This is a genomic window from Calidifontibacillus erzurumensis (genome assembly GCF_013303125.1).
GTDB lineage: Bacteria > Bacillota > Bacilli > Bacillales > Bacillaceae_J > Calidifontibacillus > Calidifontibacillus erzurumensis.
In genome coordinates this window covers 107,013-119,560 of record NZ_JABTTE010000008.1, presented here as the reverse complement: position 1 = coordinate 119,560, position 12,548 = coordinate 107,013, and the positions used below count along the sequence as shown (strand labels likewise).

Here is a 12,548-nt window from a genome sequence, read left to right as displayed (position 1 = left end):
CTTTAATTTTGCAATAAACACCTGCTTATGATAAATAACTGAACTATCAGAAATCAGTAGAGGTCATATTAATTTAGAACAACTAAGATGGATTGAACAATTAAGAGCGATTAGCCTTTGTCATTCGGTCGGTTTCGATGGACACCGAAAATGTAATAACCTCAATTGGGAAGAAATGCTGTGATCCCAGTTTGGATCTATTGGAGGGTGAAGAAGACAAGATTTTTTGTTGCCTAGCTCTAACCAAATTTTATCTCTCAGTTAAGAATTGTAAATGTTTATCCAACTAGGTTTTGTCTATTGCTAATGAAAATACACACTTTTTAAATAATATTAAAAATATTCCATAAATAGCAGCCAAAATAAAAATAACTGTATAGGTAGTTGTGTCTACACCCAAAGCAATTTTTGTTATAATTGAATTTTCTCCCTCAATATAATTTAATTTTCCTATGATTATTCATACTAATTTTTATTATTTTTACTTAAACATATAAGTAGACATGTGCTAATTTCTGAAAAATATTCCATCTTTGGGACTATCCTTTCACTGGGGCTCCTTGGTACAAAAGATGACATAGGTATAATAATAGCTGAAATTTGCATTAAGAAAATTCTAGTGATTATGGTGTTTCTGAAGTAACAATATAAGTGGATTAAAAAACTCGATCCAATGACCTATAAGCCACTAAAAAAGCCTCTCTTTTCATTGAATGAGGGTGTTATTTTTGTTTGAAAGAAAAGGTACAAAGTCCACAAACAAATACCTTATCAAGTTTTAAAGAATTGCGCTCACGTGGATGGAGCTTATAAAAAGCTTCCAGTTCTGATTCGCTTGTTAGATTTCCGTTTCGATCTAAATAAAATATTTGATAATGGCTACCTAATGAACCATTGCATTTATAACATTTTTCCAAGTTTTTTCACCTCTAAAGAATATTATACTATTTATTTTTATAAAAATTCCGATTTTTTTGATAAAGGTTATTTTATTGTTTAGTTCGATAGATTGGTATGAAAGTTTTATTAGTTTAGCCAATGGGTTTTCGTCAATTTCCCAAATCATATCATTAAGAAAAAAACTTCTATCAATATAATTAAGAGAGTATCAAAGTATAGAAAAATGAAAGAAAACCGCGAATTTTCATTTTTGGTCTGGAATAATCCCGAAAAGGTCTGTTATATTGAAATAAGTACCGCAGGTTGTAGGTCTGGATGTAATAAAAGAACCTATAAACTGAATGAAAGTTAGTTGGGACTAGATTCCCAAACTAGTAAGCAAGGTAGAAGTTAGGGACTTGCAAGATGTTTAAAAAGGTGGTGAATGGTAGTGGAATGGGTTGTTTTGTTTATTGTTGGTTTGTTATCAGGAATTATTGGTAGTTTAGTAGGGCTTGGCGGTGGAATTATCATTGTGCCTTCCCTTTTGTTTCTGAGTGATTATACGAATCTCATCGGCCATATTACACCGCAAATTGCTGTTGGAACGTCACTTTTAGCCATTATTGCAACTGGCTTATCTTCGACGTTGACATATATGAAAAAGAAAACAGTAGATTATACAAGCGGGTGGCTTTTTTTTATAGGAAGTGCTCCGGGGTCTATAGTTGGTGCCTATGCGAACAAATATTTAAATGCAGAACAATTTAGTCTTTACTTCGGAATTTTTATCATTTTCATTTCGTTTGTCTTAATGATTCGAGGAAAGTTAAAACCGATTTCCCCGTCAGAAAGCCGGTTTAGAATTCAACGATCCACCTTTGCTGAAAATGGTGATGAGTACAAGTATGGGTTTAATATTTTCTATGCGGTTGCCATCGCTTTTGTTGTCGGTTTTTTAGGTGGAATTTTTGGAATTGGCGGCGGTTCTTTAATGGTGCCAGCGATGCTTTTATTATTTCATTTTCCACCTCATATTGCTGTTGCAACTTCAATGTTTTTAATCTTTTTATCATCAACTGTTAGTTCTTATACGCATTTTTCACTAGGCAATATAAGCTGGGCAATTGCCATCGCTTTAATACCAGGAGCTTGGTTAGGAGCAAAAGTGGGTGCATACATTAACCAAAGAATGAAAGCTGAATCGGTCGTACTCGCTTTACGAATCATCCTCATTATCATTGGTATTCGTTTAATTCTGTAAAACCGTGGATAATCACCTACACAGAATTCTTCCTTTATCATACGTTGGTATTGGAAGGATGTGGGGAAGATGATTAAAATCGAACCGATTAAAATAGATGACCATCTTTTTACAGCGATTACGGTTGCTTTGCCAAAAACAAATTTGATTGCTGTGACGAGTGATAAAGGATATATCATGTGTGGGGCTTTAGATGTCGCCCTCTTAAATGAAAAATTAAAAGATCGCGGTATTATCGCAGGGAGAGCTGTCGGTGTCCGTAACGTTGAACAGCTGCTTGAGGCACCTTTAGAATCGGTAACGATTGAAGCCGAAAGAAATGGCATTCACGTTGGTATGAAAGGAAAAGACGCGTTGTTAAAAATGCTATAAATAAACTAGAACCGTTGTGTAAAATGAAGGGCAATGATTGTAATAAATAAAATGATGCGCCGAAGCGATTTTTCGGCGCTATTTTAATGTTGTACAATGTAAAAATTGAGGTCATGATCTAACAACTAGCTATTTAACCTCAATTTGTTATAAGCATGTCAATTAATAAATGGAAAAAGTGAAATAGTCCTTCCTGCATAAACATAAATTGTTTTTGAGGAGGGATTTTTTTGGCTATTATGAGACGCCGCTTTCCAAGACGCGGCCCCTTACCTTTACGAACGGTTATTATTATTACATTAGTTATATTTTTGTTGTTTACCTTTCAAGGTTTATGGATTATTAATAAAGGTATTCAACCTACTTTAATGAACATTGCTGTGACTAGAGCCCATCAATTTGGCACCTTGGCTATCAATGAGGCATTGAGGAAAAAAATTAGTGAAAGTGAAGCACAGATCGATGATTTAGTGATTATTGAAAAATCGGAAGATGGCCGTGTTGCAACGGTTGGCTGGAATTCTGTCGTCATGCGTAATTTTCTCTGGGAAGCAACCCAGACAGTACAAAACTATTTAAATGCAATTGAGAAAGGAGAAATCCCTCCGTCAAGTGCATTGGCAGATGAAATAGAAAGCTTTAAAGGTGGAGGGATTATTGCTGAAATTCCGCTCGGACAAACAACAGGAAACGTATTTTTAGCCAATTTAGGTCCGGTCATACCTGTTCGTTTTTCAATGGTTGGTGATGTGAATGCAGATATTATTAAACAAGTAACGGAACATGGGATTAATAATGTACTTATTGAGCTGTTTATTCATGTAACAGTCAATATGCAAGTTATCATTCCGTTTGAATCAAGCACGGTCACAGTGACGACTGACATTCCAATTGATATTAGAAATATTCAAGGGGAAGTGCCATACTTTTATAATACTGGCGAGGGCGGAGAGCCATCGATCGAAGCGCCGCTGCCATAACAAGATTAAACGTTTGAACGGCAACTCCTCCATTGCCTTGAACGATTGAATATGAATTCATTTTACTCCTCTTCGGTTGAAAGTAGGGTTTTTGCGCTAAAGCGGGCACCTCATTTGTACCGAGGGTTTTTTTCGTCAATAATTTTAGAATAAAAGTAATTTGTATTTTTACAGAGTTATCTCGAGTAGTACTGGCAAGGTAAAATACGTATTTGGACGGCAAATTCTCCCCTGCTTATCGTTTAGTAAAACCTTTTAAACAATTAAAGCAGGGGGTACTTGCCGTTTTTTTTTTGTGTGTACATCTCATATCTGTTTTTCTATTTTCATTTTTTACGCTGTCGTTCTTGTCGTTCCCAGTTGCGCAATGATGGATATGGGTCAAAAGACCATTCGGTAATGCCATTATCTTTATAAATGCCATAATGCAAGTGTGGCGGGAATTTTCCTGAAGTTCCAGGCGGTCCATATCCTGAGCTGCCAACATAACCGATCACTTGTCCAGCTTCAACAAGTTGTCCTGGCCTCAAATTTTTTTCAAAACCAGATAGATGTGCATAGTAGTGATAATTATTGTTAAGATCACGAATGCCGATACGCCAGCCGCCATATTTATTCCAACCTTTTAACTCGACGACTCCATAGCTCGTTGACCTGACAGGGGTGCCATAGCCTGCAAAAATATCTGTACCTTCATGAATGCGAAGTCCACCCCATCCACGGCGATCTCCCCATGTGCTTCGATAGGAATAGTTCCAACGCAAAGGTATTGGAAATGCATGTTTATCGATAATATCTAAACCATACTTTTCAAAGAGGCGCGCATTGTTCATAATAATTCCAACCGATTTATCACGTTGATAATATTCCCATAGAGCGATTTTAATATATCTTTTATCCGTACCATAAGTGGTAATGTAATGAGCAAATGTATATAATACATCTTCGTCATCATTCCGGTCTGCTTTCCCATCACCATTTCCGTCAAGCCCGATTCCTCCAAAAAAATGAATGGACTTTGGGTTCGTATCATTTATGTTTGGATTAAGCGGGCCCACCCATTGCCTCGGAGAATAATAAATGCTGATTAGCCCATTTTCTTTTGGAAGATCTCGCCGAGCTCTGCGAACGCTCCGTTCAAATTGGTCAATACCTGCCAAATAATACCATGGAATTTGAGTGACTGCTTCCACTTTACGATACAGAGCCATTCTTTCATCATTAATTGATGGAGTTTTAGTATTGGCGGAAGCTTCGTTAAGTCCAAAAATCTCTGTAAATAATAATAAGATCAGCGCAAGGACGGTTGCTGACTGCTTCACAACGTGACATTCCCCTTTCGAAAATAATTCGTATTTTTATTTTGCTAAGAAATTGAAAATTCATGTTGGAAAATGCCGTAAAAAATAGGAATTTGCATTAACAAATCACTCTGATCATAGTTGGAACAGTAGAAATAACAGCTATTAGTATGGTACATTGAAAGTACAGTTTAATTTTGTTTGGAGTGAATAACATGGCGACAAGAGAGCATCAATTTAAAAGAAAACCTGAATGGCTAAAAATAAAGTTAAATACAAATGAAAACTATACAGACATAAAAAAATTAATGCGCTCGAAAGAATTACATACGGTCTGTGAAGAAGCAAGATGTCCGAATATTCATGAATGTTGGGGACATAGAAGAACAGCAACTTTTATGATCTTAGGGGATGTTTGTACGAGGGCTTGCCGATTTTGTGCAGTAAAAACAGGCTTGCCGACTGAAACAGACTTAGAAGAACCAAAACGGGTTGCTGATTCAGTAAGGGCGATGAATTTAAAGCATGTTGTCATCACTGCGGTTGCCCGCGATGATTTGCTCGATGGTGGTGCATCCATCTTTGCCGCAACGATTAAAGAAATTCGGAAAGTATCTCCTTTCACGACGATCGAAGTGTTGCCGTCTGATTTAGGTGGCAATGAAGAAAGTTTAAAAATATTAATGGATGCAAAACCAGATATATTAAACCATAATATTGAAACGGTCCGTCGTTTGTCAGACCGTGTTCGTTCAAAAGCAAAATATGACCGTTCTTTGCAATTTCTAGCCAACGCGAAAAAATTTCAGCCTCAAATCCCGACGAAATCAAGCATGATGATTGGGTTAGGGGAAACCATTGATGAAATTATCGAGACGATGGATGATTTGCGTGCACATGATGTGGATATTTTAACAATCGGCCAATATTTACAGCCAACGAAAAAACATTTGCCAGTAGAAAAATATTATCATCCTGATGAATTTAAAGAATTAAAGAGAATTGCTATGGAAAAAGGCTTCAAGCATTGCGAATCAGGACCGCTCGTCCGATCCTCTTATCATGCGGATGAACAAGTAGAGGCTGCTAGTAACAGTGCTCAAAAAGAAGCATGATTGTGCTATCGAACTTGTGCTATAATTTGGGTAAAGAGGTGAAAGAATGATCATAAATGGCAATAAATATGAGTTAGTTGAAAATTACCGCAACGGCTTTAATGAAGAAGCATTTAAAGCGAGATACAGCGATATTTTAAATAAATATGATTTTATTGTAGGCGATTGGGGCTATAACCAATTAAGGCTTAAAGGTTTTTTTGATGATTCCAATCAAAAGGCTGCACCGGACGCCAAAATAAGCTCTTTAGCCGAATATTTATACGAGTATTGCAACTTCGGTTGTGCTTATTTCGTCTTGAAAAAAGTTAAGCGTTAACAAAAATCCCGAAAAAAAACAGCGAATTGAGATTACAGTTGGTTCTCCAATTCGCTGTTTTTCTTTATCTTAAAATTCGTGTGGAATTGCATTGCCACAATACTTTTTCCTTAAAGACTAAAAAGGATCAAAGAAAAGGGAATTGCCTAATTTTCCGCTAAACGTGGATAGATGCCAAGACTTACATCCACTAGGGTAGGGACAAAATTACATCCCAACGAGATCCTTTACATTCCTTTCATCCATCATGTTTCCTCAATCCCATCAAAAAGCAAGGCGTCCGTTCAACTTGATGGCATCAAGAGCAATCTGTCCAAAAATCAAAGCTACCTTTATTTGTGTAAAGGAAAGGCATTGTTACAAAAGTAATTTGAATGATGAGAGGCAAAAAGCGCAAGCTGAATCCTTCCAACGTAGTTTCAAATTTATGGCGACGTATATGGAAGTTCATGATTTGTATTTGGATCATCATGTGTAGGGTGTGCCCCTGGATACTTACGAGGTAAATCTTGATGCATGGACTTAAATTCATAGTTAAAATTGCTATATGTCCGCTGACCTTCTTCCCACGGTGTGCTTTTCAATTCGACTGGATCCTCTTTTCGAATAGGCGACCCGTAAGGTCCTTCAGGAAACTCTTCAAAAGTTAAAAAGTTCTTCATCGTTTCAACGGTTGAAAAATCTACATATTCTTCATTATTTTTCCTCTTGGCCAAAAAACCACCTCCTATAGATTAGGATGATCTATAAAAGGCGGTTTCATGTAGACAACTTCTATTCAAAAATATTTTACACAGAAGTAATTCCTCTAAGGAACGTACGAAGATCTTCTGCATCCTCTTCATCAAGCTGAAAAATATGTTCAAGATAACCAGGTTCGTCTAAATCATCATGGCCGATAATTGAAAAACGGTGGCTTTGCACATCAAGAATAATGTTTTTCCCATAATAGCGATCGGTTTTAATAATCGCTAAATCAAACCGTTGTTTTGTTCCCATAAAACTAATATACCGAATTTTTGTTTCTTCAGTGTCATCATAAAGATAAAAAAAGTCCGAAATAAAAATCCCTCCTAAAACTAGATCCTAATGTTCATGTTGTTTATTTTACACGAAGATTAAGACAAAAAACAAAAAATTAACGTTTGTGTTGAAAATACGAAAAAACTGTCGTATTTTTGGAAAAAAAATATGAGAAAAATGGCGCCTGTGCTAAAATATAATTACAATTTAATCAACTAGGTGCTACTACAATGAAAAAACCGTTTATATACTTTTACAATAAAGCAAAAAAAGTTCCAAAATTAGTCTATCCAGAAAAAAAATTGCGTTTCTTCCCATCGTCTTTTACTGTTCGCGACCCAAAAGCATCTCTTGTAAAAAAGGCATTTGAGGAAGGGCAAGAAGTCGTTTTCGTTTTATTTTATTTAAAAACGGCATATCCATATAATCGCTTTTTAAAACAAAAGGTTGTCAAAATTGTTCAGGAAAAAATCCCTGATGATATGATCATTTCTCTGTTTCACTATAATAGTGATGAAATTGCTTTACTCGTTAAAATTGGTAAAGAAATTCAAGCGCTAATTAAATTTGAACAATACATAGATGAAATTGCTTTATCATTAAATCAAGCAGCCGCTTTACAGTTTTCTGATTTTCAAATTGGTTATATGGTTGTTGAAAAAGATTGCGACAACGAAAATGACATAAAGGAAGCCATTCATCGCGCCTACTTGCAAATTTACGCTGAGGCTGAAAAGCATTTGCAGTCGACTTACAATGAGTTTCTTTATGACATACAAAATATTTTAATAAATAAAAATATAAAATTGCTTGCGCAGCCCATTATAGATCTTACAAGCGGAAATATTTATGCCTATGAGATGCTGACGAGGGGACCGGAACATACCGCCTATGAAAATCCGATTCATTTGTTTACTATTGCAAGGCAAACCGATATGTTGTACGATCTTGAACTATTAGTGATGGAAAAAGCGTTTAAACAAGTGCATGATTTAGGAGGCAGGCATCGAGTGTTTATCAACTTGACGCCGATTTCGCTCGGCAATTTGCAGTTTGTAGAAGATATTTCCAGCCTTCTTGAAAAATATCCGCTTGTGAACCCTGAACAAATTGTCATTGAACTGACCGAAAGAGAATCGATCGATGATGTTCAAGATATTTGTACACCAATCCGCTTGCTTAGGGAAAAAGGGTTTCGTATAGCCGTGGATGATACTGGCGCCGGTTATGCGAGTTTGCATACTATTTCAAAAGTCATGCCGGACATTATAAAAATTGACCGCTCTGTCATTCAAAATATCGATTCAGATCGAGTAAAAGAATCGATGCTAAAAGGGTTATTGCTCATTGCAAAGGAAACACGATCGCTCGTTGTTGCCGAAGGAATTGAAACGGAAGAAGAGGCGTCAGTGTTGTTGAAAAATAAAGTAGATCTTGCTCAAGGGTTTTTTTATGCTAAACCTTCAGATATGCAAATAAATGAGTTCCGATTATGACTTAAATTTTTTTTTGATAATTGTCAAAAGTGTGAGGAGGTTAACACATGTATTTTGTAGATCGTGATAAAATAGAGCAAACATTAAATATGATTGAAAATAATATAAAAAATATTAAAAAGCAAAAAAGTTGGAATGAACCAATTGAAAAGCTGGCTTTGGAACGAATCGCCCATCTTTTTATTGATTCGATTTTAGATGTTGGTAATGCTCTCATTGATGGTTTTATTATGAGGGATCCAGGCAGCTATGAGGATATTATCGATATTTTATTGGACGAAAAAGTAGTCGATGAAAAAGATGCACAATCATTGAAAGAAATCGTTGCCTTTCGAAAAGTGCTCGTCCAAAATTACTTGGAGATCAATCATGAAGAGTTACTGAAAGCACTAACTGAGCATTTGCCATCGCTCGAACTGTATCCAACAAAGGTTCGAACTTATTTAGAAAATGAGTTAGGACCAGTTAATGCTTTTAAATCATAAAATTGTAAAAAAATATTCAATATTTATTAATCACAGAAGTTTAGAAATGTCGAAATATGAAGTATAATGGGAGTCGGAAGGATGGTGATTTTAATGACTGGAAACGGTTCATCTACAAGAGATGAAATCTTAACAATGTTAAAATTGAATAAACGGATGACTGTTACCGAAATGGCCAATCAATTGCAAATTACTGAAATGGCTGTTCGGCGGCATTTAAATACGTTAGAAAAAGACCGCTATGTTGAAACAGTTCTAGTACGTCAAGCAATGGGAAGGCCTTTAAACATTTATCAACTTTCTGAGGCTGGAGAAGAGCTATTCCCACGCAACTATAAAAAGTTTGTTCTCGATTTCATTGCTGATATTGAAGAACTGTGCGGCAAAGAAATGGTGGAAACGCTTTTCGAAAGACGCAAAAACCGGATGAAAGAAGCGCTGCAGAAAAAGCTGAACGATAAGCCTTTTGAAGAAAGGGTTGAAGAGTTAGCCCGTATTCAAAAAGAGAACGGCTATATGGCTGAAATCGAAAAAAATGAAGATGGAAGCTTTCAGCTTTCTGAGCATAACTGTCCAATTGCCCTTGTAGCTAATAAATATAAAGCTGCCTGTCATCAAGAACTAGAATTATTTAAAGAAGTACTTGGCACTGACAATATTGAAAGATTTGCTTGTTTAAGCGATGGCGATGCAGCATGCCAATATCGTATTAAAAAGTAGTTTGTGAAAGGCTGTCTAAACGTGCAAAAGTATCGTGCATATTTAATTGATTTAGATGGGACGATGTACCGCGGTACAGAGCGAATCGAAGAGGCAGTAGATTTTGTAAAGGCTTTACATGAAAAAAAACTACCTTATTTGTTTGTTACAAATAATTCGTCTAGAACACCTGAACAAATTGCTGACAAATTACTGTCTTTCGATATTCCCGCAAAACCGGAACAAGTATTTACTTCTAGTCAAGCAGCTTCTAATTATATTGCTAGTGAAAATAAAGAAGCGCGTATTTATATGATTGGCGAAGAAGGCTTATATCATGCTTTACAAGAAAAGCAATTTACGTTTGTTGACGAAAATCCTGACTATGTCATCATCGGGATTGATCGGAATATCACGTACGAGAAATTGGCAAAAGGCTGTTTGGGAATTCGAAATGGCGCCAAATTCATTTCAACGAATGCTGATATTGCCATTCCAACGGAAAGAGGACTGTTGCCAGGCAATGGTGCGTTGACGTCTGTTTTATCAGTTTCTACCGGTGTGAAGCCAATTTTTATCGGCAAGCCGGAATCCATCATAATGGAGCAAGCTTTAAAGGTGATTGGAGCCAAAAAAGAAGAAACATTAATGATTGGCGATAATTATGAAACAGATATTACAGCAGGGATCCGTGCTGGAATTGATACTTTGCTTGTTCATACAGGGATAACAACGAAGGAAATGCTTGTCCGCTATAAAGTTCAACCGACATATTCTGTCCATTCATTGCTAGAATGGATAGACCGCATATAAAGATTCCCCAAAGTCAGATGAAAATTATTAAAAAAGAGGGTGCGGTTAGTTACAAGCTATCGCACCCTTCTCCAATTCATTTTCCATCTTGTTAAAAGTTATTCTACATTTTTGGCACGGTGGGCTAATCGGCTTGATGCTGCTGCAGCAATCGCCCCAACGATATCATCTAAAAACGTATTGCAAACGCCTTTTTTCTTTTCATTAATTTTTTCTAAAATACCAGGTTTTTGCTTATCGATATAGCCATAGTTCGTGAAACCGATCGATCCGTACACATTAATGATCGAAAGGGCAATAATTTCATCGACTCCATATAACCCTTCATCATTTAATAACGTTGTTAAAAGCGGTTCGGATAACAGACCTTTTTCAGCTAATATATCTAATTCAATACCTGTTATAATGGCATTTTGAACTTCCCGCTTCGATAAGACGCGGTTCACATTTTCAAGGCAATCTTCCATTCTTAAATTTTCATGATATTTGTTTTGTAAATAATAAACTAAATCAGCGATATCCTCTAATTCTACTCCTCGTTCTTTTAAAAGTTGTCTTGCTCTTTTTTCAATTGCATCCATATATTTTTCATCCTTCATATCTTATTTCACCTTTATTTATTATTTTATGTTCAACAATTATTAATGTTCTCCATAATTGTTACTTTTTCCGATAATAGGTAATTTATACTTTATGATTCTTAAACATACATATATGAATACAAAGATATCAGGGCTATTATTATATTCAGAAAGGGGACCGCCGATGATTGAAAGAGATTTATATGAACAGTACCGATTTACTCCGCAGCAATACACCACATATCGTACGTTTCACGCTTTTGTTGAAAATGGAGAATTTTATTGTATTGTTCCCGTACCTCATCAAGAAGATCTTGAAATATTAGAAATCAAACAAATGAGCGATTATATGAAATTTCACCAGGGTGAACAGTTTGCACAGATTATTCCAACGAATTCAAATAAGTTAGTCGGGAGTGTTGCAGGAGAACGAGTTGTTCTTTTAAAACTTCCAAGACGTTGGAACATTCGGCAGCACCTTAAGGTTCGTGAAGGCGAATTTTTAGCCCGTTTTCATAAACATGGTCTTTATTATCCATATCCTCCTCAACAAGCAACACGTTTAGGAATGTGGAGAGAGCTTTGGCAAAACCGCTTAGACCAGATGGAAATGTGGTGGAAAGAGAAAACAGAAGAACGGCCTGCGAATCGGTTTGAGGAGCTTTTTTTTGAAACTTTTCCATATTATCTAGGATTAACGGAAAATGCAATCCAATATTATGTCGATTGTATGTGGGATGACAAGCAGAATGAAGTTGCCCTGGGCACTATTTGTTTTTTGAAATATGGTGAAAACAGTTTAAACGATTTGAACAGCTCAGTGATTTTACCAACTGAACTTATTTACGATCACCCGTCACGTGATATTGCTGAATCGATTCGAACGAAATATTTGAAAAGCAAGATGATGGAAGAGATCACAGGTTTCCTACAAGATTATGAAAATATCATGCCTATTTCTTTTACCACTTGGAAGCTCATGTTTGCACGCCTTCTATTTCCACTACCATTTTTCGAAAATGTAGAAGGGTATTATTATGCAAATTCCGATGAAATGAGAACTATATATTCTAGCCAATTTATAGAATTTATAAAAAGGGCAGACGATTATGAACAGTTTTTGCAATCGTTTTTCCAATATTTAAGGATGAAAAGAGAGATAAAATTGCCGGAAATCGATTGGCTTTGTGTGGTGTGAAATAAGCTTTCATGCTAAAATGA

14 protein-coding genes are annotated in these 12,548 nt (G+C 36.0%); 10 read left to right on the top strand and 4 right to left on the bottom strand.

Annotated features, from left to right (window positions below):
• Positions 1-1,330 precede the first annotated feature (1,330 nt).
• From HR057_RS08165 to yunB, 3 genes are all read left to right on the top strand, one after another.
• Positions 1,331-2,143 carry a sulfite exporter TauE/SafE family protein gene (locus HR057_RS08165; RefSeq protein WP_173730942.1) on the top strand — a complete coding sequence of 271 codons (813 nt, stop codon included), beginning with the start codon at positions 1,331-1,333 and terminating at the stop codon, positions 2,141-2,143.
• A gap of 69 nt (positions 2,144-2,212) precedes the next feature.
• Positions 2,213-2,515 carry a YunC family protein gene (locus HR057_RS08160; protein WP_173730941.1) on the top strand — a complete coding sequence of 101 codons (303 nt, stop codon included), beginning with the start codon at positions 2,213-2,215 and terminating at the stop codon, positions 2,513-2,515.
• Positions 2,516-2,754: 239 nt separating this feature from the next.
• Entirely contained in the window at positions 2,755-3,495 is a 741-nt protein-coding gene (gene yunB, locus HR057_RS08155) for a sporulation protein YunB (protein WP_230474393.1), read from the top strand.
• A gap of 326 nt (positions 3,496-3,821) precedes the next feature.
• Here the strand turns inward: yunB and HR057_RS08150 are convergent, their stop codons facing one another.
• Complete coding sequence (locus tag HR057_RS08150; protein ID WP_374724422.1) at positions 3,822-4,817, bottom strand: M23 family metallopeptidase; 996 nt, start codon at positions 4,815-4,817, stop codon at positions 3,822-3,824.
• 194 nt (positions 4,818-5,011) lie between these two features.
• On the opposite strand from HR057_RS08150, the gene lipA reads away from it, so the two are divergent.
• Both lipA and HR057_RS08140 read left to right on the top strand, forming a co-directional pair.
• Positions 5,012-5,911, top strand: coding sequence for a lipoyl synthase (gene lipA, locus HR057_RS08145; protein WP_173730939.1), 900 nt, complete (start codon positions 5,012-5,014; stop codon positions 5,909-5,911).
• A gap of 46 nt (positions 5,912-5,957) precedes the next feature.
• Positions 5,958-6,230 carry a YutD family protein gene (locus HR057_RS08140; RefSeq protein WP_173730938.1) on the top strand — a complete coding sequence of 91 codons (273 nt, stop codon included), beginning with the start codon at positions 5,958-5,960 and terminating at the stop codon, positions 6,228-6,230.
• Between the two features lie 425 nt (positions 6,231-6,655).
• Here HR057_RS08140 and HR057_RS08135 read toward each other — a convergent pair whose 3' ends face one another.
• Positions 6,656-6,892, bottom strand: a complete 237-nt coding sequence (locus HR057_RS08135) for a cytosolic protein (RefSeq protein ID WP_173730952.1) — start codon at positions 6,890-6,892, stop codon at positions 6,656-6,658.
• 127 nt (positions 6,893-7,019) lie between these two features.
• Positions 7,020-7,292 (bottom strand): DUF3055 domain-containing protein, encoded by a 273-nt coding sequence (locus HR057_RS08130; RefSeq protein ID WP_173730951.1) that lies wholly within the window; start codon positions 7,290-7,292, stop codon positions 7,020-7,022.
• 191 nt (positions 7,293-7,483) lie between these two features.
• On the opposite strand from HR057_RS08130, the gene HR057_RS08125 reads away from it, so the two are divergent.
• From HR057_RS08125 to HR057_RS08110, 4 genes are all read left to right on the top strand, one after another.
• Positions 7,484-8,749: an EAL domain-containing protein gene (locus HR057_RS08125; protein ID WP_173730937.1), complete on the top strand. Its 1,266-nt coding sequence runs from the start codon at positions 7,484-7,486 to the stop codon at positions 8,747-8,749.
• 47 nt (positions 8,750-8,796) lie between these two features.
• Entirely contained in the window at positions 8,797-9,234 is a 438-nt protein-coding gene (gene hepT, locus HR057_RS08120; protein ID WP_173730936.1) for a type VII toxin-antitoxin system HepT family RNase toxin, read from the top strand.
• Positions 9,235-9,315: 81 nt separating this feature from the next.
• Entirely contained in the window at positions 9,316-9,954 is a 639-nt protein-coding gene (locus HR057_RS08115) for a helix-turn-helix transcriptional regulator (protein WP_230474391.1), read from the top strand.
• Between the two features lie 21 nt (positions 9,955-9,975).
• Positions 9,976-10,746 (top strand): TIGR01457 family HAD-type hydrolase, encoded by a 771-nt coding sequence (locus tag HR057_RS08110; RefSeq protein WP_173730935.1) that lies wholly within the window; start codon positions 9,976-9,978, stop codon positions 10,744-10,746.
• A gap of 98 nt (positions 10,747-10,844) precedes the next feature.
• Here the strand turns inward: HR057_RS08110 and HR057_RS08105 are convergent, their stop codons facing one another.
• Positions 10,845-11,345, bottom strand: coding sequence for a phosphatidylglycerophosphatase A family protein (locus HR057_RS08105; protein ID WP_173730934.1), 501 nt, complete (start codon positions 11,343-11,345; stop codon positions 10,845-10,847).
• A gap of 166 nt (positions 11,346-11,511) precedes the next feature.
• Here HR057_RS08105 and yutH point away from each other — a divergent pair, with 166 nt between their 5' ends.
• A complete protein-coding gene (gene yutH / locus HR057_RS08100; protein WP_173730933.1) occupies positions 11,512-12,525 on the top strand; it encodes a spore coat putative kinase YutH in 1,014 nt (337 codons plus the stop codon).
• The last annotated feature ends 23 nt before the right edge of the window (positions 12,526-12,548 follow it).